The 20,843-nt window shown below is 67.3% G+C and carries 19 protein-coding genes; 9 read left to right on the top strand and 10 right to left on the bottom strand.

The window, feature by feature from the left end:
• Window positions 1-9: 9 nt before the first annotated feature.
• The 3 genes from OCUBac02_RS15630 to OCUBac02_RS15620 all read right to left on the bottom strand — a co-directional run bounded on the left by OCUBac02_RS15630 (window position 10) and on the right by OCUBac02_RS15620 (window position 4,835).
• Entirely contained in the window at window positions 10-2,535 is a 2,526-nt protein-coding gene (locus tag OCUBac02_RS15630; protein WP_173046858.1) for a branched-chain amino acid ABC transporter ATP-binding protein/permease, read from the bottom strand.
• A gap of 7 nt (window positions 2,536-2,542) precedes the next feature.
• Window positions 2,543-3,418 carry a branched-chain amino acid ABC transporter permease gene (locus tag OCUBac02_RS15625; RefSeq protein WP_047581759.1) on the bottom strand — a complete coding sequence of 292 codons (876 nt, stop codon included), beginning with the start codon at window positions 3,416-3,418 and terminating at the stop codon, window positions 2,543-2,545.
• A gap of 163 nt (window positions 3,419-3,581) precedes the next feature.
• On the bottom strand, window positions 3,582-4,835 hold the full coding sequence (locus OCUBac02_RS15620) for an ABC transporter substrate-binding protein (RefSeq protein WP_173046856.1): 1,254 nt from the start codon (window positions 4,833-4,835) through the stop codon (window positions 3,582-3,584).
• A gap of 101 nt (window positions 4,836-4,936) precedes the next feature.
• Here OCUBac02_RS15620 and OCUBac02_RS15615 point away from each other — a divergent pair, with 101 nt between their 5' ends.
• On the top strand, window positions 4,937-5,701 hold the full coding sequence (locus OCUBac02_RS15615) for a GntR family transcriptional regulator (protein WP_173046854.1): 765 nt from the start codon (window positions 4,937-4,939) through the stop codon (window positions 5,699-5,701).
• Window positions 5,702-5,733: 32 nt separating this feature from the next.
• On the top strand, window positions 5,734-6,510 hold the full coding sequence (locus tag OCUBac02_RS15610) for an SDR family oxidoreductase (RefSeq protein WP_047580540.1): 777 nt from the start codon (window positions 5,734-5,736) through the stop codon (window positions 6,508-6,510).
• Window positions 6,511-6,585: 75 nt separating this feature from the next.
• Here OCUBac02_RS15610 and OCUBac02_RS15605 read toward each other — a convergent pair whose 3' ends face one another.
• Genes OCUBac02_RS15605 through rfbF form a run of 5 tightly spaced genes read right to left on the bottom strand, consistent with a single transcriptional unit; the run spans window position 6,586 to window position 12,534 of the window.
• Complete coding sequence (locus OCUBac02_RS15605) at window positions 6,586-8,901, bottom strand: glycosyltransferase family 2 protein (protein ID WP_173046852.1); 2,316 nt, start codon at window positions 8,899-8,901, stop codon at window positions 6,586-6,588.
• Window positions 8,902-8,928: 27 nt separating this feature from the next.
• Window positions 8,929-9,459: a dTDP-4-dehydrorhamnose 3,5-epimerase gene (rfbC, locus tag OCUBac02_RS15600; protein ID WP_173046850.1), complete on the bottom strand. Its 531-nt coding sequence runs from the start codon at window positions 9,457-9,459 to the stop codon at window positions 8,929-8,931.
• On the bottom strand, window positions 9,456-10,688 hold the full coding sequence (locus tag OCUBac02_RS15595) for a class I SAM-dependent methyltransferase (protein WP_173046848.1): 1,233 nt from the start codon (window positions 10,686-10,688) through the stop codon (window positions 9,456-9,458). Before OCUBac02_RS15595 ends, rfbC begins: the two co-directional genes overlap by 4 nt.
• A complete protein-coding gene (rfbG, locus tag OCUBac02_RS15590; RefSeq protein ID WP_173046846.1) occupies window positions 10,685-11,773 on the bottom strand; it encodes a CDP-glucose 4,6-dehydratase in 1,089 nt (362 codons plus the stop codon). The genes OCUBac02_RS15595 and rfbG overlap by 4 nt, the downstream gene beginning before the upstream one ends.
• Complete coding sequence (rfbF, locus tag OCUBac02_RS15585; RefSeq protein ID WP_173046844.1) at window positions 11,758-12,534, bottom strand: glucose-1-phosphate cytidylyltransferase; 777 nt, start codon at window positions 12,532-12,534, stop codon at window positions 11,758-11,760. Before rfbF ends, rfbG begins: the two co-directional genes overlap by 16 nt.
• A 163-nt stretch (window positions 12,535-12,697) precedes the next feature.
• Between rfbF and OCUBac02_RS15580 the strand changes: the two genes are divergently transcribed.
• From OCUBac02_RS15580 to rfbD, 4 genes are read left to right on the top strand one after another with little or no spacing between them, the layout of a single operon-like run.
• Window positions 12,698-13,531: an ABC transporter permease gene (locus tag OCUBac02_RS15580; RefSeq protein WP_156134506.1), complete on the top strand. Its 834-nt coding sequence runs from the start codon at window positions 12,698-12,700 to the stop codon at window positions 13,529-13,531.
• Between the two features lie 7 nt (window positions 13,532-13,538).
• The gene (locus tag OCUBac02_RS15575) at window positions 13,539-14,303 is read left to right on the top strand and encodes an ABC transporter ATP-binding protein (protein WP_082009581.1); all 765 of its coding nucleotides are present in this window, start codon (window positions 13,539-13,541) and stop codon (window positions 14,301-14,303) included.
• Window positions 14,300-15,301: a glycosyltransferase family protein gene (locus OCUBac02_RS15570; RefSeq protein WP_244638954.1), complete on the top strand. Its 1,002-nt coding sequence runs from the start codon at window positions 14,300-14,302 to the stop codon at window positions 15,299-15,301. Before OCUBac02_RS15575 ends, OCUBac02_RS15570 begins: the two co-directional genes overlap by 4 nt.
• Window positions 15,298-16,197, top strand: a complete 900-nt coding sequence (gene rfbD, locus OCUBac02_RS15565; RefSeq protein ID WP_173046842.1) for a dTDP-4-dehydrorhamnose reductase — start codon at window positions 15,298-15,300, stop codon at window positions 16,195-16,197. The genes OCUBac02_RS15570 and rfbD overlap by 4 nt, the downstream gene beginning before the upstream one ends.
• Before the next feature lie 14 nt (window positions 16,198-16,211).
• Here rfbD and OCUBac02_RS15560 read toward each other — a convergent pair whose 3' ends face one another.
• Entirely contained in the window at window positions 16,212-17,348 is a 1,137-nt protein-coding gene (locus tag OCUBac02_RS15560) for a hypothetical protein (protein ID WP_173046840.1), read from the bottom strand.
• Entirely contained in the window at window positions 17,345-18,187 is an 843-nt protein-coding gene (locus OCUBac02_RS15555; protein ID WP_173046838.1) for a DUF6502 family protein, read from the bottom strand. Before OCUBac02_RS15555 ends, OCUBac02_RS15560 begins: the two co-directional genes overlap by 4 nt.
• A 273-nt stretch (window positions 18,188-18,460) precedes the next feature.
• Here OCUBac02_RS15555 and OCUBac02_RS15550 point away from each other — a divergent pair, with 273 nt between their 5' ends.
• From OCUBac02_RS15550 to OCUBac02_RS15540, 3 genes are all read left to right on the top strand, one after another.
• Window positions 18,461-18,709, top strand: coding sequence for a hypothetical protein (locus OCUBac02_RS15550; protein WP_173046836.1), 249 nt, complete (start codon window positions 18,461-18,463; stop codon window positions 18,707-18,709).
• A gap of 219 nt (window positions 18,710-18,928) precedes the next feature.
• Window positions 18,929-20,113 carry a mandelate racemase/muconate lactonizing enzyme family protein gene (locus OCUBac02_RS15545; RefSeq protein WP_173046834.1) on the top strand — a complete coding sequence of 395 codons (1,185 nt, stop codon included), beginning with the start codon at window positions 18,929-18,931 and terminating at the stop codon, window positions 20,111-20,113.
• The gene (locus tag OCUBac02_RS15540; RefSeq protein ID WP_173046832.1) at window positions 20,100-20,834 is read left to right on the top strand and encodes a GntR family transcriptional regulator; all 735 of its coding nucleotides are present in this window, start codon (window positions 20,100-20,102) and stop codon (window positions 20,832-20,834) included. The genes OCUBac02_RS15545 and OCUBac02_RS15540 overlap by 14 nt, the downstream gene beginning before the upstream one ends.
• Window positions 20,835-20,843 lie beyond the last annotated feature (9 nt).

Here is a 20,843-nt window from a genome sequence, read left to right as displayed (position 1 = left end):
ACAGCGTGTTCATAGCCACAGCACCTGCCGGCGCAGGGCCAGGTCCTGGCTGAGAGCCCGCGACGGGCCGACATGCGTGACCTGCCCGCGCTCCAGGACAACCGTCCGGTCCGAAAGAGCGAGCGCCAGATCGAGATGATGATCGACGATCACGATCGCGATCTCCCGGCGGAGCTTGTCGAAGGCCTCGAACAGCTCCTCGACCACGGCCGGCGCCAGCCCCTCGAAAGGCTCGTCCAGCAGCAGCACGCGGGTATCGCCGGAAAGCGCACGGGCCACCGCCACCATTTGCTGCTCGCCGCCGGAGAGATAGTCGGCCGGCGAATTCCAGCGTTCGCGGATGCGCGGGAAGAAGGAGAAGATCTTCTCGTCGTCCCAATGCGTGCCGTTGCCGGTGAGCCGCCGCAGCCGCCCGAGCTCCATGTTGTCCTTGACGCTCATGCCGGCGAACAGGCCACGCCCCTGCGGCACATAGGCGACGCCGGCCCGGGCGATCACCGCCGGCGCCTGGCGCGCGATCTCCGCGCCGGCGAGGCGAATGCTGCCTTGCGCCGGTGGCGCGATGCCGGTGACGGTCTTCAGCAGGGTCGACTTGCCGGCACCGTTGCGGCCGAGCAGCGCCACGATCTCATTGTCATGCACGTCGAACGAAACGTCGCGCAGGATGTGGCTCTTGCCATAGAACGTGTCGACATCCTTCAGGCCGAGCAGCACGCCTTCGCCCGCCGCGCTTTCGCGCGGCTTCGCCGCGAGCGCGTGCGCGCCCGAGCCGATATAGATCTCCTGCACCCGGGCAGAGGAGCGTGCATCCTCGACCGTGCCGTCGACGAGCACGCTGCCCTCGTTCATCACCGTGACATGGTCGGCGATGGCGAAGACGCGGTCGATATCGTGCTCGACCAGCAGGACCGGCAGGTCGGTCGAGATCGACTTGATCAGGTTGCCGACGCGCTCGCGCTCCGCTGCGGCCAGCCCTGCGAGCGGCTCGTCGAGCAGGAGGACACGCGGGCTGGTCGCCAGCGCCAGCGACATGTCGAGCAGGCGCTGGCCGCCATAGCTCAGTGACCCGGCCTCCGCGCGCTCGATGCCCGACAGGCCCATCGTCGCGACGACCTGCCGCGTTTCGTCGTTGACCTTCTCCAGCCCCGTCGCCGGGCGCCAGAAGCCGAAGCGCTCCGGCGCCCGTGCCTGCACCGCGAGCCGCACGTTCTCGGCGACCGAGAGGGCGGGGAAGAGATTGGTGATCTGGAAGGCGCGGCCGATGCCGGCGCGCGTGATCGCATCGGGGTCGAGGCCCGCGATGTCGTGCTCGCGCAGGCGCACGGTGCCGCGATCGGGCGTGAACATGCCGGAAATCAGGTTGAAGGCCGTGGTCTTGCCGGCGCCGTTCGGGCCGATCAGCGCATGCAGCTTCCGGTCGCGCATCGCGAAGCTGACATCCTCGACCGCCTTGATGCCGCCGAAGCTCTTGGCGAGCCCGCCCGCGGTCAGGATCGTGCCGTCGCCGGCGTCGTCCGGCTTCATGAAGGCCGGCAGTTCGACGGCGCCCGCCTTGCGGGCGGACATCGCCGCATCCTCCGCCGGCTGCTTCCGGAACGGCTTGAGCAGGCGCTGGCCGACACCGACCAGCCCGTCGGGCGAGAAGACGATGAAGGCGACGAAAAGCAGGCCGAACCAGAGCAGCCAGTTCTCGCTCGCGCTCGAGAGATAGTCGCGGAAGACGACGAAGAAGAGGGCCCCCAGCGCCGGCCCGAGGAAGGACCGCATCCCGCCGATCACGACCATGGCCAGCAGCTCGCCCGAGAAGGCGACCGAGATCGGATCGGCCGAGGTCATCCGGTTGTTGAACAGCAGAAGCGCGCCGGCGAGCCCGGTCAGCGCGGCGGAGACCGTGAAGGCGACGAGCTTGTAGCGGGTGGTGGGATAGCCGAGGAAGCGGGCGCGTTGCTCGTTCTCCCGGATGGCGACGAGCACCGTGCCGACCGGCGAACGCTGGAAGCGCCAGAGCAGACAGACGACGCCGAACCCTATCGACGCCACCAGCGCGTAGAAGGGCAGGGCGGTCTCGAAGTCGATGCCGGCAAAGAGCGGGCGCGTGATGCCGCCCAGCCCGTCCTCGCCGCCGGTCACCGCGGTCCAGCGGAATGCGACAGAGTAGATCATGGCTGCCAGCGCCAGGGTCAGCAGCGAGAAATAGACGCCACGCCGCCGCAGGATCAGCGCGCCGAAGGCAAAAGCGATCACGGCGACGACGGCGACCGCCAGCAGGATCGGAAGTACGAACTGGCCGGGGAACCAGTTGCGCTGCATCAGCCCCGCGGCATAGGCGGCGATGCCGAACCAGGTGCCGTGTCCGAACGAGACGAGGCCGGTGGTGCCGACGAGGATGTTGAGCGCCATGCAGGCGATGGCGAAGACCACGACCTCGGTGGCCGATGTGGTGCCGAGCCCGATCAGATGCATCAGGGACGGCAGCGCGATCAGAGCGATCGCGGCTGCGCCGAGCGGAAGATAGTCGCGGGTGGATGGGCTCATCGCGACCTCACTCGAAGCGCTGGATGCGCTCGCCGAACAGGCCGCGCGGACGGAAGAGCAGGACGAGCAGCATCATCAGGTAGATCACGGCCGTCGACCACTGCGTGTAGCCGAGCCCGATGGTGATGCCCTTGACCAGGCCGACCAGCAGCGCGGCGACGACGACGCCCCAGAAGGAACCGAGGCCGCCGATGACGACCACCACGAAGGCCGGGGTGATGATTTCCTGCCCCATTGCGGGGTGGATCGAGTAGATCGGCGCGAGCAGCACGCCGGCGAGCCCGGCCAGGCCGATGCCGATGCCGGCCACCGCCATCATGTAGGGCTGCAGCGAGATGCCGAGCGCGCCGACCATGTCGGGGTTCTGGACGCCAGCACGCACGACCCGGCCGAAGGCGGTTCGCTGCAGCAGGAACCAGAGGCCGAGGACGCAGGCGGCTGCGATCAGCAGCAGCAGCGCGCGATAGCGCGAATAGATGAAGTCCCCGATGAAGATCTGCCCGCGCAGCGCCGTCGGGATCGAGAAGGAGAGGGGCGGCGCGCCGAAGATCATGCGCAGCATCTGCTCCGCGACCATGGCGAGGCCGAAGGTCAGCAGCAGCGACAGGATCGGATCGCGCCGATAGAAATGTCTGAACAGGCCGCGCTCGATGACGATGCCGATCAGCGCGACGAGCACCGGCGAGGCGATGATCGCGCCCCCAAAGCCGATATGCGGCGCCAGCACGATCGTGAGATAGGCGCCGATCGCATAGAAGGCGCCATGCGCCAGGTTGACGATGCCGCCGAGCGAGAAGATCAGCGACAGGCCGAGTGCGATCAGGAGGTAGTAGACCCCGTCGAGCAGCCCGTTCAGCACCTGCTGGATGAAGAGGGTGAGCAAGGATTGACCTTCTGTCCGGGATTGCACGATGGGATGACGTGCCAAGCCGTCATGCTCGGGCTTGACCCGAGCATCTCAGGCCGAAGGAGGCGCCAGCCGGCGCCTTCCAGTCATGAGATTCTCGGGTTTGCGCTTCGCTTCGCCCGAGAATGACGCTGAGCCCTCAGCTCATTTTGCAGACGGCCTCGTCGCCCTGCGTCGCGATGACCTCCATGTCCTCGTTCGGGCCGGGCACCGGCGGCGAGGAGGTGAAGAGATCCCACTGGTTCTTGACCTGGGCCGCTGGCAGCGCCGTGATCGTGTACATCTCGCTGATCAGCTGATGATCGGACGCGCGGAAATAGCCCTGGCGCGGCTTCATCACGTCGAACTTCGCGCCCTTTTCCAAATGCTCCAGGACCTTGGCGGTATCCGTGCTCTTCAGCTCGTTCATCGACTGCGCCATGATCTTGACGGCTACATAGTCCCCCCAGGCCTGGTTCTCGGGCGGCTTGCCGTATTTCTTGGTGAAGGCGGCGACGAAGGCCTTGCTCGACGGCGTGTCGATCAGATGGTGCCAGACGCAGGGCCAGGTGCCGCCGAAATTGTCCTTGCCGGCCGCCCAGGCGAGGGCGGTGTCGAAGCCGAAGCCGGCGACCGGGAAGGTCAGGCCGAACTCCGAATACTGCTTGAGGAAATTGGTGATCTGGTTGCCGGCGAGGTTGGAGATGACGAGATCCGGCTTCGCCGCGCGGATCTCGAGCAGCAGCGCCGAGAAGTCGGTGGCGTCGGTCGGCACGAGCTTGTCGGCGGCGAACTGGCCGCCATTGGCCTCCATGAAGCGCTTGGCGACCTTGCTGAGATCATGCCCGAAGGCGTAGTCGGCCGTGAGCGAGAACCACTTCTTGCCCTTGACCAGCCCCTGCGCCAGCAGCGAGCGCCCGGCGCTCTTCACATACATCGAGTTCTGATGCTCGACATGGAACATGTAGCGGTTGCAGCTTTCGCCGCGCAACGCGTCCGAATTGCCGCCGGTGTTGACGAAGAGCTTCTTGTTGCGGGCCGCGACCTGCGAGATCGTCAGGCAGGAGGCCGAGGAGATCTCGCCGATGATGCAGGCGACCTGATCGCGCTCGAACATGCGCTCGGCCTTGGTGGAAGCGGTCTGGGGATTGACCGAATCCTCCTTCAGCGCTTCGAGCTTGCGCCCGTTGATGCCGCCCGCCGCATTGATCTCCTCGACCGCGAGGTCGACGGCCATCACGGCATATTCGCCGAGCGGGCCGAGAAAGCCGGTGCGCGGCGTCAGATGGCCGAAGCGAATGGCCTCGGATGTCTGTGCAAGAATGACGGACGGGCTTGCGATAAGACCGCCCGCGGCGGCGGCCGTGCCCGCAAGTACCTGACGGCGTGAAAGGCCCTTGATGATCCCAGTCATGCGTCCCTCCCAGAACGGTCGCGCCTCGGCGCTTTTTCAATCTCGTGGCGGCCTCTGTGAACCGCTTGTCGTGATCTGTGATCACAGTTAGGTTGGCAGACATGATCGCCCGAGTCCAGCCCCCCGCCCTGCATGAAGGCGGGTCAGACCAACCCGCTGCGCGGCGGGCGCAGGATGCGTCTGCTCTCGACGAAGTCGGCTCGCTCGCGCACGAGACGCTCGGTGAGCGCGTGACCGGCGAATTGCGTGAACTGCTGATAGCCGGTCGGCTTGCGCCGGGCGAGAAGCTCTCGCTCAGGCGCGCGGCAGAGGCGCTGGGCGTCTCGATGATGCCGGTGCGCGAAGCGGTCAGCCGGCTTGCCGCCGACAAGGCGCTCGAAGTGCTCCCGGGCCGGGCGGTCCGCGTGCCCGTTCTCACCCTGGCCCAGTTCCGCGAGCTGACCCGCATCCGCCTGGTCGTCGAGGGCTTTGCCGTGGAAGAGGCGGCCAAGGTCATCACCGCGGAGCAGATCGACACGATCCAGCGGCATGAAGTCGCCTTCCGCGACGCGGCGCGCGCCGATCCGCCTGACAGCGCCGGGGCCGTTCTTGCCAATCGCCACCTGCATTTCGCGCTCTATGAGGCGGCGGGCATGCCGTCGCTCATCGAGATGATCGGGCGTCTCTGGCTCAAGGCGGGGCCGATCCTCAATCTCGACATGCGCCACGAGCCACGCCGCCTCGACGGCGGCAGCGCCGTCATTGCTCATGCGGCCCTCGTCGCGGCGCTGCGCCGGCATGACCCGGCCGCAGCCCGCGCCGCGCTGGAAGAGGACATTCGCGCCGCTGCGGATCACATCGAGCGCACGGCGCGGCTGCCGGAATGACGATCGACACGCGATGAGAAGGGTCTGAGGTCATGGATTTGAAGATCGACGGTTTGCGGGTGCTGGTGACCGCCGGCGCCAACGGAATCGGCCTCGCCACGGCGCGCGCCTTCGCGGCGGAAGGGGCGAAGGTGCATGTCTGCGACGTCGACGAAGCCGCGCTCGCTGCTTTGGCCGAGAGCGAACCGGCGATCACCCGCTCGATTTGCGACGTTTCCGATCGAAAGGCGGTCGCGCGGTTGTTCGACGAAGCGCTCGCCGCGTTGGGCGGGCTGGACTGCCTCGTCAACAACGCCGGCATCGCGGGGCCGACCGGCCGCGTCGACGAGATCGCGCCGGAAGACTGGGATTCCTGCGTCGCGATCGACCTGACCGGCCAGTTCAACTGCACGCGGCTGGCTGTCGCGCATCTCAAGCAGTCCGGAAATGCCTCGATCGTCAACCTGTCCAGCCAGGCCGGGAAGCATGGCTTCCCGCTGCGCTCGCCCTATGCCGCGGCGAAATGGGGCGTCATCGGCTTCACCAAGGCGCTCTCGGCCGAGCTCGGCGAATTCGGTATCCGCGCCAACGCCATCTGCCCGGGACTCGTCGAAGGCCCGCGCATCCAGAGCGTCATCGCCAACAAGGCGCGCAGTTTCAATGTCTCGCATGAGGAGATGACGGCCCGCCTTTTTGCCGGAGTGTCGATCAAGCGCTTCGTCGATCCCGCCGATATCGCACGCCAGATCGTCTTCCTGGCCTCGCCTTTCGGCAAGACGATCTCCGGCCAGGAAATCTCGGTTTGTGGTGACACCAGAATGCTGGCCTGAATGCGATGCGCCGGTGCCCGCATGGAACGGCGGGCACCGGGCGCTCGATTCTGGTCCCCTTCGACCTGGGCCGCCTCACAACCCGTAACTTTCCCGCAGGGATTGCGGATCGGCCGTCAGCGCGAAGCGCGGGGAGCTCTGGGACAGGTTGGAATTGTAGAAGGGATCGCGCCCCACGATATCCGCCCATTGGCGGTTGAACCGAGCGAGGTCGCCGCGCTCCGGCTCCGGCCGGCTGACGGATTCGTGGTGCTCCAGGCAGGCCAGGGGCGTGTACGCGAAATGCCCGCCGGTATGCGCGTTCAGCCGCAGGCAGAAGTCGATATCGTTGTAGTTGATCCGATAGGACGGATCGAAGCCGCCGACGGCCAGGAAATCCGCGCGCCGGACCATCATGCAGGCGCCGGTCACCGCGCTGTAGTCGCGCGGAACGACGGCCGAGCAGACCTGTCCGATCTCCGAGGCAGGATGCAGATAGTAGGGATGCGACGGCCCCTGGCCGAGCAGCAATACGCCGGCATGCTGGATCCGTCCGTCGGGAAAGAACAGCTTTGCGCCGACGCCGGAGATGCCGTCCTGCTGGCACCACATGAGCATCTCCTCGATCCAGCCGCGCGAGATGACGCGCATGTCGTCGTTGAGCAGGAGCAGAAAATCGCCCCGCGCCGCCTCGGCCAGGCGGTTGATCTTGTCCGAGAGGTTGAAGACCGGGCTTTCATAGCGGACCGATCGGGCCCCGAGTTCGCGCAGCGCCTGCTCCAGCGCCGGGGCAAGGTCGCCGTTCTCGGCCACGACGATCTCGATATTGCCGTATGTCGTCAGCGCGCGGATCGACCTGACGAGATCGAGCACATACCAGCTCCGGCCGTTGTCGCTGCCGTATCCGGCCGTTGGGATCGCGATCGAGACGAGCGGCTCGCCGACGATGTCGAAGCGGACGCGATGCGTGCCGGGCAGCGGGCCGGGCTCGACGCGACCGTGATGGCGGCCGGTCGTGACGAAATCCTGCAGAGCTCGCCGGGCCGCGAGTTCCGCCTGAGGTTTGGCCTCGCCGCCCGACGCCGTCGATTGCGGCAGCATGCGCCAGTGGTAGAGAATGTCGGGGATATGGACGATCTGCTTCGTCGCCGCCGCGAAGCGCAAGGCCAGATCGTAGTCCTGCGCGAAATCGAACTCCGGGCGGAAGCCGCCGAGGCGCCGTGCCAGGCTCGTCCGATAGACGCCGAGATGGCAAGTATACATGCAGGAGAGGAAATACGCGGGCGACCAGTCCGGCTTGAAGAACGGGGCCGAGCGGCGACCCGCCTCGTCGATCTTGTCCTCGTCCGAGTAGAGCCAGTCGGCCTGCGGATGCCTGCTGATCGCGTCGGCGAAGGCGTGGAGAGCGTGCGGAGCCAGCATGTCGTCATGGTCGAGCAGGGCGATGTAGTCTCCGCTCGCCTGGGCCAGCGCGACATTGCTGGCCTGCGCAATGCCGCCATTCGCGGGCAGGAAAGTCGGGCGGATGCGCGGATCGCGCGCAGCGACCTCGTTGAGGACGCGGTGGGTCGCCGGATCGGTCGAGCCGTCATCGACGACAAGCAGCTCCCAGTCCGGATAGGTCTGCGCCAGTACGGAGCCGATCGCCTGCTCGAGATAGACGGGCGGCGAATTGAAGGTGGGCATGATGATCGAGAAGCGCGGCCTGATCGGGAATTCCGCAGCTTTCGCGATGAAGCGCTGGCGCAATTCATCGGTCATGGTTCGCTTGCGCTGCCAGAGGCCATAGGCGGCCGCTTCCCCTGATGCGCCGGAAGCGATCCGTTGGCGCAGCGCCCGCCACTCGCCGCGCATCAGCATGCCGCCCGCCCGCATCACTTTGCGCGCGAGCACGCCGCGTCGATGCAAATCCCGCAACTGACCGAGCAGTGCGAACGAGCGCGGCTGCGGCACGGCGAGTGGAGACAGCGCCAGATCATGCAGCGCGAAACGGCAAGGCATCTCGCTGGGATCGATGCGAAAGGCGCGGGCCGGAGCCGGCAGGTCGATGATCGTCGCGATCTCGATCCTGCCGGCGCAGGTCGGGATGGCGACGCTGTCCTCCTGGCGGAAACCGTCCCCGATATCGAAGTAGAGGCGCCACCAATCCCGGTGCTGCTCGTCGGCATCCGGCAAGGTCGCGACGAAGCGGACCGAGAGAAGGCCGGCGGGTGCGCGCTGCGGCACATAGAAATAGCAATCGAAGCCGTCGCTGCGCCAATGGCCCGCCATCGTATCGGGGCGCAGGTTGCCACCCGGGTGGAAAGGCTGACCGGCCTGCCGCTTCAGAAGCGCCCGCAGCCAACCCGATGGGCCATGCCCGCCGGTCTCGGCGCCGTCGCCATCGGCCGCCATGGTCTCGATATCCATCATGTCTTGATCCGTGTTCCGGAAGGGAGGTCAGGCGCGGCGGTCGGGCCAGGCCGCGTCGCGTGCATTGAGGCGCGGCACCGGGTTCGGCCAGTCGATGCCGAAGGCAGGGTCGTTCCAGCGCAGGCCACGCGAAAGATCGGCGCGATAGGGCGCGCCCATCATGTAGAAGACCTCGCTATCGGGCCTGAGCGTCTGGAAGCCGTGGGCGCAGCCCTCCGGCACGAAGAGCGCCCGCCCGCTTGCCGCATCGAGTTCGACACCGACCCATTCGCCGCGGGTCGGCGAAGCGTCGCGAAGATCGACCGCGACATCGAAGATCGCACCGCGCGAGCAGCGCACGAGTTTTGCGTCCGGCACCGGCTCCGCCTGGTAGTGCAGGCCGCGCAGCGTGCCGGGGTGTGGATTGAAGGACAGGTTGCACTGGAGCGGCGAAAAGCGGATCCCGTGCCGGGCGAAGACATCGGCGCAGTAGCAGCGTGCGAAATGTCCCCGTTCATCCGCGAATGGCGCGAGGTCGACGATGAAGACGCCGGGGATGCGGGTTTCGCTGAGGATCACGCGAGCACCTCGACCTCCGGGATCGGGACGACGAAGCGCCCGCCCCAGTCGCGCAGCGCCGCCATCTGCTGCATCACTTCGCCCCTGAGATTCCAGGGCAGGATCAGCAGGTAATCCGGCTTTTCCTTGAGGATGACATCAGGCGCCTTCACCGGGATGCGGGTGCCCGGCAGGAGCCTGCCCTGCTTGTGCGGGCTGCGATCGACGGTGAAGGCGACGAGTTCCGGCCCGACGCCGCAATAGTTGAGCAGCGTGTTGCCCTTGGCCGGCGCGCCATAGGCCGCGACGCGCTTGCCGTCACGCCGCGCCGCGATCAGGAAATCTAGCAGGGCGCATTTCGTGCGGGCGATCCGCTCGGCGAAGCCGGCATAGGTAGCGATCCTGTCGAGGCCGAAGGCCTCTTCTTCCTGCCGCAGTGTCAGCACGGCGGCGGAAGGCTCACGTCCGCCGGCCGCGTGACCGGCATAGACGCGCAGCGAGCCGCCATGCGTCGGCAGCCGGTTGATGTCGAAGACCGCAAGCCCATGCGCCGCGAGCACGCGCTCGATCGCGAGGAGGGAGAAATACGAGAAGTGCTCGTGATAGATCGTGTCGAACTGGTTCTCGATCAGCATCCGCAGCAGATGCGGGAATTCCAGCGTCAGCACGCCCTCCGGCTTCAGCAGCAATTCGAACCCGGCCACGAAGTCGTTGAGGTCGGGGACATGGGCGATGACGTTGTTCGCCGCGATGAGATCGGCCTGATGGCCCTGCGCCGCGAGATCGCGTGCCGTCCTGCGGCCGAAAAAGCGCACCTGCGTCGGGATGCCCCGACGCTGCGCGACCGCCGCGACATTGGCCGCCGGCTCGATGCCGAGGATCGGCACGCCCGCCTGCTGGAAATACTGCAGCAGGTACCCGTCATTGCTGGCGACCTCGACGACCTTGCTGGCGTCCGAGAGACCGAAACGCTGGATCATCGCGTGGGCATAGCGCTCGCTATGGTCAAGCCAGCTCTGCGAGAAGCCGGAGAAATAGGCATAGTCGCTGAAGATCGCGCCGGGCGTCTCGACATCGCGCGCCTGCACCAGCTTGCAGGCATCGCAGACATAGACCTGCAACGGAAAAAAGGCTTCGGGCTCGGATGCGTCGTCCGGTGCCACGAAAGCATTCGCCAGCGGCGTCATGCCGAGATCGGCGAAGACCGTGGTCAGGGGCGCGCTGCAGAAGCGGCATTTGCAGGGGTTCATGAGCGAGTGGCTCCGCTTTCATAGGATTCGAGATCGGCGGCGATGAGTTCGGCGGCCGGCGTGCCCAGGCGATGGCGCCGGTACCAGCGGGCCGTCAGGGCGAGAGCCGCCTCGAAATCGAGGCGCGGGCGCCAGCCGAGATGCTGGCGCGCCCTGCCGGAATCGAGGGCGAGCCGGCTCGCCTCATGCGGGCCGAATGCCGCGTCACCCGTCCACGAGGCGCCGTCGCCCCAGAGCCGGACCAGTGCGTCGAGCAGCGCCGCGACGGATCGTTCGGCTCCGCCGTCAGGCCCGAAATTCCAGGCATCCGCGAAACGGCCGTCACCGCTGTGAAGCCGCTCCGTCAGGAGCAGATAGCCGCAGAGCGCATCGAGCACGTGCTGCCACGGGCGGGTCGCCTGCGGATCGCGCAGACCGAGAGGCTGGCCGTCGGCAAAGGCCCGGACGGCATCCGGCACGAGCCGGTCCTGCGCCCAGTCGCCGCCACCGATGACGTTGCCGGCACGGGCGGTCGCGATCGCGATCGGATGGTCCAGCGAGGCTGCGAACGAATTCCGCCAGGATGCCGCGAGGATTTCGGTGCAGGCCTTGCTGGCGCTGTAGGGATCGTGCCCGCCGAGCGGATCGGTTTCGCGATAGGCCCAGGGCCATTCGCGGTTCTCGTAGCATTTGTCCGTCGTCGCGATCACGACGCTGCGCACGCTTGGCTGGAGGCGGACCGCCTCCAGCAGGTTCAGCGTGCCCATCACATTGGTCTCGAAGGTCAGGCGCGGGTCGCGATAGGACCGGCGCACCAGCGGCTGGGCCGCGAGATGCAGGACGATCTCCGGCTCAAGTCGCCCGAGGGCCGCCCGGACCGCTTGCCCGTCGCGGATATCGCAAGCAAGGCTCGGCATGACGCCGTCCAGAAAGCCGAGCCGCTCGCTTTCGGCTTCGTCCTGCGCCGGCAATGACAGGCCGAGTGGCACGGCGCCGAGCCGCGCCAGCCATAGGCACAGCCAACTTCCCTTGAAGCCGCTATGGCCGGTGACGAGCACCCGTCGCCCGCGCCAGAAGCCGGGATCGGGATTCACCAGACCCGCCATGGTGCCTCGCCGTTGTCCCAGAGTTCCTCGAGGCGGCGCTTGTCGCGCAGCGTGTCCATCGGCTGCCAGAAGCCGTCATGCGGATAGGCCATGAGCTCGCCGTCGCGGGCGAGGCCTTCCATCGGGCCGCTTTCCCAGACGATGTCGTCGCCGGCGATCCGATCGAGCGCGCGCGGCTCCAGCACGAAGAAGCCGCCATTGATGAAGCCTGAATCGCTTGCCGCTTTCTCGCGGAAACCGCTGACACCGTTGCCGTCGAGATCGAGCACGCCGAAGCGGCCGGGCGGGCGCACTGCCGTCACCGTCGCGGCGCGGCCGTGGCTTTCATGGAAGGCGACCAGCCGGTCGATCGGCACGTCCGAGACACCGTCGCCATAGGTCAGGCAGAAGCTTTCGCCGTCCAGATAGGATTTCACGCGGGCAAGGCGGCCGCCCGTCATCGTATCCTGTCCGGTATCGACCAGCGTGACCTTCCAGGGCTCGGCCCGGCCGGCATGGACCGTCATGCCGCCCTGCGTGAAGTCGAAGGTCACATCCGAGGAGTGGAGCAGGTAGTTCCCGAAATACTCTTTCAGGAAATAGCCCTTGTAACCCAGGCACACGACGAACTCGTTGATGCCGTAGCACGAATACAGCTTCATGATGTGCCAGATGATCGGTCTCCCGCCGATCTCGATCATCGGCTTCGGGCGATATTCCGATTCTTCCATGATCCGTGTGCCGCGCCCGCCGGCGAGGATCACTGCCTTCCTGATCTTCATCGCTCGTTCCGTAATCCCGCCCGAAGCGTCTCTGGTGATGTGAGAATAATTCCCACTCCATGTTGACGTGGGAATTATTCCCACTTATCCAGGCTGTCAACCCGCTGCCACCGGTTTTCTGCGGTTCACGGCAGGCGGGAGGTCCTTTCGAGGAGATCGGCTGGTGTCAGCCCCTGCTATGCTTGTTCACGATGCGCGCCTGCGCGGTCGCCACCCCTGGCGCAGCGCGATCACCGATGCCGCCGGAGCCTTTGCTATGGCCGAGCTCTGGCTCACGATGGGCTGGTACGACATCCGCCAGCGCTACAGTCGCTCGGTCTTCGGCCCCTTCTGGGTGACGATCAGCCTGGCCGTCTTCGTCGCCGGGCTCGGCGTCACCTATGCCGCGCTCTTCCGCGTGCCGGTCGGTACCTATCTGCCCTATGTCACGGTAGGCATGGTGCTGTGGTCGCTGATCACGGCGCTGCTTAACGAAGGCGTGGCGACCTTCACCGCCGCGACGGCCGCGATCAAGCAGATGCCGGCGCCGATCGGCATCCATGTCCTGCGCGTCGTCTGGCGCAACCTGATCATCCTCGCCCATAACGCGGCGATCGTCCTCGTCGTGCTCGCCGCATGCGGCGTCCAGCCGGGCTGGGCGGGGCTCGTCGCGCTGCCGGGCCTCGCCCTTCTTCTTCTTAACGGTATCGGCTGGAGCGTGACGCTCGGCCTCGTCGGCGCGCGCTTTCGCGACATGATGCCACTCGTCGCCAACGCAACGCAGATGCTGCTCTTCGTGACGCCGGTGCTCTGGCGTGCCGACGACCTGGGAACGCGACGCCTCCTCGCGGAGCTGAACCCGCTGTTCCACCTGATCGAAATCGTGCGTGCGCCGCTCCTGGGAGCCGGCGTCCCGGTGGAGAGCTTCGTGGTTGCAGTCAGTGTGACGCTGCTCAATCTCGGCCTTGCCTTCGCTCTCTATGCAAGGCTGCGCTGGCGCGTCGCCTACTGGCTGTGAGGCGGCGATGAGCTCGATCCGTCTCGACCGTGTCAGCGTGCAGTTCCCGCTCTATGGCGGCAGTGCCCGCTCCCTGCGCAACCGTATCGTCAGCAGCGCCACCGGCGGCCGCATCGGCTCCGACGCGAGGGCGCGGACCTGCGTCGAGGCCCTTGGCGGCATCGACCTCTCGGTCGCCCATGGCGAGCGTGTGGCCCTCGTCGGCCATAACGGCGCCGGCAAGACGACGCTGCTGCGCGTGCTCGCGGGCATCTATGCGCCACAGCGGGGGCGCGTCGCCGTCCACGGCAAGATCGCGCCGCTCTTCGACATCGGGCTGGGCATGGATGGCGAGGCCAGCGGCTACGACAATATCCGGCTGCGCGGGCTGTATCTGGGCCTGAGCCGGCGCCAGATCGAGAGCCGGATCGACGAGATCGCCGACTTCACCGAGCTCGGCGGCTTTCTCGACATGCCGATCCGCACCTATTCGGCGGGCATGCAGACGCGTCTGTCCTTCGCGATCTGCACCAGCGTCGATCCCGAGGTACTGCTCCTCGACGAAGGCATCCTCGCAGGCGACGCCGCCTTCATGGCCAAGGCGCAGTCGCGTCTGGAGGCTTTCGTCGCCCGCGCCGGCATTCTCGTCCTCGCCTCCCATAGCGACAGCCTGCTCGCCAGCCTCTGCACCCGCGCGCTGCGGCTGGAGCACGGCCGGCTCGTCGCCGACGGGCCGCTGCAGGACGTGCTCGCGCTACCCCAACCACCATCCCTCAGGAGGATTACGGCATGACCGATACTGCCGCAGCCCGGGCGCGTTGCGTCGCCGGCATCGTGATCTACCATCCGCAGTTCACGGCCTTGCAGCGCCTCGTCGCTTCGCTCGCGGATGACGTCCCGACCATCGCCATCTACGCGAATTCTCCTGTCAGCGGAGCGGAGCAGCTGGCTCTCGCAGCCGCTGCCGGCCGGGTCGAACTCGTCGTGTTGCGGCCGGGGCTGAATCGGGGGCTCGGCGTCGCCTACAACGCCCTGCGCCAGCTCGCCGAAGCCTGCGGCAGCGAATTCCTGTTTCTTCTCGACCAGGACAGTGAGCCCCGGCCGGGGCTGGTCGGCGCTCTCGCTGCGACCCATCGCGCTCTCGCCGCGCGAGGCGAGCGTGCGGCCGTCGTCGGCCCGCAGCCGGTCGATGCCGCAGGCGAGGCCATGCGCCTCTCGACGACCGGGGGGCTCCCGTCCGAGGAGGCCGCGCCGCGGCGCACCCGCTTCGTCATTTCGTCGGGCTCGCTGATCCGGCTTGATTCACTGGCCACCATCGGCGATTTCCGCAGCGACTACTTCATCGACGCGATCGATGTCGAATGGTGCCTGCGTGCCGGCGCGGCCGGCTATTCGATCTGGGTCGATCCGGCGGTTGCGATGCCGCATCAGCTTGGCCGCGGTGTCATACGCCTGCCGCTTGGCCTTCTCCTGACCGATCAGCCGGCCCGCCGGCTCTACACTTATATCCGCAACCAGCTCGCCATGCTGCGCCTGCGGCACGTGCCCCCTTCGCACAAGGCGAAGTTCCTGGTCTCGCTGCCGGTCAGGCTGGCGGTCCACCTCGTTCACCACCGCTTTTCCCGCGATTGCGTGATCGCGCTGCTCAATGGGCTGGCCGACGGGATGCGCAATCGGTTGGGGCCGCCGGACCGGGCATTCATCCCGTGGTGGCGCAGCAGCCCGCGCCTTCGGCTGGCGACCCCTGCGGCAATTTCGGATTCCGCCTCGGGCGGTGAGCGCCCGGCATGAGCCGGCCGGACATTCTGGTCCTGGGGCGCTCCGGCCAATTGGCCACGGCACTGGCCGAGCGCGGCGGAAGCGCTGTCCTGACCGTCGGTCGCCCTGCCTTCGATCTGGCTGAACCCGATGCGATCGAGCGGCTCATCGATCGTCACCGGCCGGCCATCGTCATCAATGCCGCCGCCTACACGGCCGTCGACCGGGCGGAAAGCGAACCGGGCCTAGCTTTTGCCGTCAACCGGGACGGGCCGGCCGCCCTTGCCAGGGCCTGCGCCCGATCAGGGCTGGCACTCATCCATGTCTCGACCGACAGCGTTTTCGACGGAGAGCTGGATCGCGCCTATCGCGAAAGCGATCAGCCGCGGCCGATCAATGTCTATGGCGCCTCGAAATATGCCGGCGAATGTGCCGTGCTCGACGCGCTGCCCTCGGCGCTGGTGGTGAGGACGTCCTGGATCTTCGGAGGTCACGGCGAAAGCTTCGTCAGCCGCCTGTTGAGCTGGGCCGAAGGGCGGGAGCGGCTGACGGTCGTTGGCGATCAATATGGCAGGCCGACCTATGCCCCGGCGCTCGCCGAAGCCCTGCTCAAGCTGTCATCGCGGCTGCGCGGCGGAGCGGTGAGGGGAGGGGTTATGCATGTCGCGGGCGCAAGCGTGCTGAGCCGGGCGGAGCAGGCCCGGCTCATCCTGCATTCAGCGGTGCGGCGGCGCGGCCGGGCCATGGCCGAAATCGTGCCGGTCCCATCGAGCGCTCACCGCACGGCGGCGAAGCGCCCGCTCAATGCGGTCCTCGATTGCATCCTGGCGGCGCGGCACGGCATCGCGCTCGGCCCGTTCGAAGCCGACCTCGAAACCACGCTGGACAACTTGCTCGGATCAGCCGGGCCGGAGCGAGCAGCTTCCTAGCCGCGCCAGACGGCTCAGCGGCCCGGGCCATCCCCACCGGGACCGCCTCCGCCGGGGCCGCCGCCGGGTCCTCCGGTGCCACCTGGCGCCCCGCGACCGCCTGGTCCTGCGCCGCCGGGATTGACCGGTCCCCCAGGCCCTCCCGGCGCTCCACCAAACACTCCCGGACCAAATCCGTTCGGTCCGGCGAATTGCGGTCCAGCCGGGCTGCCGGCATTCCCCGCGCCTTCGCTATTCGTCAGCGCGAAGCGCAGGTTGTCGATGCTGGGCATTCCATCGGGGCCGATGCGGCCGTCCAGAACGGCCCGAACATCCCGCCAGGGCGAGACCGCGTAGCCGAAGGCCTCGCTGCGAACGGCAAGGCCGGAGCCGAGCAGAAGCCGACCTTCGACACCGCGTACATAGCTTTCGACCGAGAAGGCGCTGCCCGCCGGTAGAGGCGAGGCCGGCGCGGCCTCGTCAACGCGCAATCCGCCACGCGCGATCCGGCCCGATACGGCGATCCGACTCCCGACGAGAGCCGGATCGGTATCGAGCAGCTTGAGGCCGCCGATCCAGAGTCCATCGTCATCTTGCTCCACGACGCCGACGACGCGCATGGCTTGCTGGGCGGAAGGCTCGACCAGACTGGCGACGATCGTCCCGTCCAGCCGGCGCAGGCCGCTGACGGCGACATGCTCGCCTTTGCGCCAGCGCTTCGAGGGCTCGCCTGACCGCATCTGGACGGCCTGTCCGAGCACGTCGAAACCATCGCGATAGACCGCGGTAACCGGCCCGACGACCTCCCGCTCGACGGCGATGGTATTCGTGACGAGGCCACCCGCGTCCGGCCGCGCGACGACGCGCACGACATGACCGATGCGCAGGTCGCGGGCACTGCGGACGAGACCGTCGATGGTGACCGGCACATCCTGCGCATAGGCGATGCGGCTGTCGTTGACGATGATGCTGCCGAAGCGCTGGATCGTGCCGACGAAGCCGGTGCCGCCGATGCCGCGATCGGAGCCGGCGCTCCCTTCCGGCGCGAAGCCCGTGCCGCCGATCCCGACATCGCGGGGTCGCTCCGGCGCGGCGATGGCCGGGCGCCAGGCCGCCGCGCTGCCGAGAAAGGCCAGCAGCGCCCGGCGCGTCAATGCGAGGCGGCCGCTCATCCCTGGTTGCCCTCGGCCGGGGCTGCGTCGGGGACCTCCTCGCGGAAGACATAGACACCGCAGTTCCAGCGATGATCGCCGCCGGCATCGCGTTCGCAGGCGGCGTTGGCCTCGCGGTTGAGCTGTTGCAGCATCTCCAGCGCGAGTTCGCGTGAGCGGGCTTCTAGACGCTCGGCCAGCTCGGCCGAAAGTCCGTCGTAATGCACCGAGCGCTCGACGAAAGGCGGCTTGGCGGCAAGCACATTGGCAGCCGAGGCAGCGAGATGATCGTGCAGGTTTCTGCCGAAATAGTACAACTTGTCGTCGTCGCCGTGCTGGGGAATGAAGGCTGCTTCGGCCAATGCGATCCGGTCCTCGGCGTCGATTGTGACGATTCGGCGGTCGACCCATTCGTCGAGAACGGCACGCGGGCGCAGGTCCCGCGTCACCGAGGCCACGAGTTCCTCAAAGGAGGGCTTGCCGGCATCAGCCGTGCGCGGCAGCGGGGAGGGCGTCCCGGCGGCGTCGCAATAGCGCGGCGAGGCCAGCCAGCGCGCGATGATCGCGCCCGTGCGTGAAACCGACGCCGGCACCGCATTGACCGGCGCCCCTGCACCGCGCAGGCGGCTGACCTCCTTGCGGTGAATTCCGGTCAGCAGGCTGACGCGGCTGTCCGTCTGCTCCTTGCCCGGCAGGGCGAAATCGTACTCCGCCACGTTGACGTAGAGCTCGCGGAGCAAATGGCACAGCGCCGGAAAGGTCATCCCGGCGCGGATGCAAAGCCGCACCAGCGGGCGCAGCAGCCGTGCCAGCGGCGGATAGAGCTTATCGGCGGTGGGGTCCTGAGCTGCGTCCGACATGTGGCGACATTTAGACTCTTCCAATGTGGGATACAATCCCACAAATTTCAGCGACCCTCTTGACGTGACAAGCGGCGAGATCTATGTGGGAATAATTCCCACTAATATCGATGCTTCCTCCATGACGCTCTCATCCGCCCGTTCTCGGCGATCACGCCGCATCATCGCATTGCGCCGCTCCGACCTCGTTGTCGCGACAGGCCGGGCCTTGTGCTGCGTGCTGGCGATCTCCGTGCCCTACTTCTTGTTCGTCATCGAGAAAGCGCTGCATTCATGAGCGCTATGGCGGCCCACCCGAACGGCGCGGAAGAACGCGGGGTGCAGCGGGCGCGGAGGGGGCATGCCGCTTCGTCCATTCTGCACGGTGTCTGGGTCTCGTTGTTGATCGCTACGGCACTCATGATCGCCTGCCTGCTCGTCGCCGCGGAAGCGACGCGCGAGCGCGAGGCAGGTTGCCATCAACGCAGCTATCGCGACCCGGTGACAGGGCGGCAGATGGAGCGATCCTGCCGCGTGACCTGACCGCGACGAGCAACTCGTCGCAGCCGACAGGTGGCCGTGAAGGCTGACGCTGACGTTCAAGCCAATCGATCTGGCCAGGGCAGGGGTGGTCAGGCCTGATTGCTCTGGAATTTACAAGGAAGCGACTTCCCTCGGTTTCCTCGCGAACCAGCAGCTACCAGTCCCATTGACAGTCTTCGATTTCATATTTTATAAAATATGAAAATTGAGGAAGCATTGATGAGATTGGTCGGCGTCCGCGCCCATGTGCTGCATGCATCCTTTGCCGCGATCTATGGCGGCATCGAGCATGTGCCGCCGAGCCTGCGGCGGCCTGCCGCCCATTTCCAGCGCATCGAGCGCAGCGGCCAGTACTCGACGCTCGTCGAGGCCATCGGTGAAAACGGTGAAAGCGGCTGGGGTGAAGCCTTCGGGCTGCCTCATCCCGGTATGGCTTCGTCGCTGATCGAGGCGGTGATCGCGCCGGCTCTCGCCGACATCGAACTCGACGAGCCGGCTGCCGCGCTTCGCGACCTCAAGACCTATTTTTTTGCGCTCGGCCAGACGCGAGGCCCTGCCATGGAAGCGCTGAGCGGCGTCGATATCGCCTTGTGGGATCTCAAGGCGCGCGTGGCCGGCCAGCCATTGTGCCGCATGCTCGGCGCAGAGCCGGGCTCGGTGACGGCTTATGTCGGCTCCGTTCCCTTCCTGCCGACGCCGGCCGAATCCGCCGAGCGCGCGGTGGCCTTTGCCGAGCAGGGCTATGACGGCGTCAAGCTCAAGGTCGGTCGCGGCGCGCAGGCCGATGCGGCCCATGTCGCCGCGCTCAGGCAGGCGCTCGGCGGCGACATGCCGATCATGCTGGATGCCAACGCCGCCTATGGCGTCGACGAGGCCATCGAGGTCGCGCGAGCGGTCGCCCCGCATGGCGTGGCCTGGCTGGAAGAGCCGATCGCGCCCGATGACCCTCATGCGTTGGCCAAGGTGCGCAAGGCCTCGCCGGTGCCGATCGCGGCCGGCGAGAACGAGTTCGACATTGCCCAGTTCACTCGCTTCGTCGAAGCCGGCGCCCTCGACATCGTGCAGCCCAATATCACGCGGGCGGGCGGGGTCACCGGCTTGCTGGCCGTCGATGCGCTCTGCACCAAGCATGGGCTCGCATTGGCGCCCCATGGCGTCGGATCGGCCGTCGGCGTCTCGGCGGCTTTGCATGCCTGCCGCGCCGCCAGGAGTTTCACGCGCTACGAGGCGAACCGTTTGCTCAACCCGCTGCGGGACGAGCTGACGCAGGAGCCGCTGCTTTATGCGGACGGCGTCTTCACGGCGCAGGATCTGCCCGGCCACGGCGCCGTGCCGAAGCCCGACCAGCTCGAAGCCTATGCGCTCGGACCGGCCGCAAGGGGAGCGCGTCATGCAGCCGAGTGACAGCAGCATCTTCCTCGTCGATCCGCCGGAAGGCCCGGGCGAGACCGTCGCGGACGGCATCTACCGGCGCCTGATCGAGGCCATCCTGTTCGGCGATCTTGCCGCCAGCCGCCGGCTGATCCTGCAGGAGCTGGCCGATCGCTTCGAGGTCAGCCTGACGCCCGTCCGCGAGGCCTTGCAGCGGCTCGCCGCCGAAGGGTTCATCGAGGCGACGCCCCGCCGCGGCTATCGGATCCGGACGCCCTCGCCGCGGCATGTCGCCGAGCTCTGGCAGGTCCGGCTCGGGCTCGAACTCAACGCCGGGGAGCTCGCGATCGCGGTGGTGACGCGCGGGGAGGGCGGCGCGCTCCTGCGCCGGCTGGAGGAGATCCAGCACGCGCTCGACGCGCCGGGCGAGCTGACGCATCGTCGGCATATCGAGCTCAACGCCCTTTTTCACCAGACGCTGGTAGAGGCCTCGGGCAATCGCCTGCTCGCAACGATCTATCACGGCATCCAGATGCAGCTTCTCGGCGCCTGGGTGCAGCGCGGCCTCGACGGCTGGCGGGCCCGCCTCGCCAGCGAACGCGCCGAGCACGCCGCTATCATCAATGCCCTGACCGGTCGCGACGCCGCGGCGCTCGCAACAGCGATCAGGCTGCACCTCGGCCGCTCGCTGGACGGAGCGCTGCGGGACATCGCAGCCCAGGGCGAAGCAGTCGCCGAAGCCGACAGAACATAAGAATCATCA

Origin of the sequence: Bosea sp. ANAM02 (assembly GCF_011764485.1) — a bacterium.
GTDB lineage: Bacteria > Pseudomonadota > Alphaproteobacteria > Rhizobiales > Beijerinckiaceae > Allobosea.
Note: the sequence above shows the minus strand (reverse complement) of the source record. Positions and strands in the feature narration are given on the sequence as shown.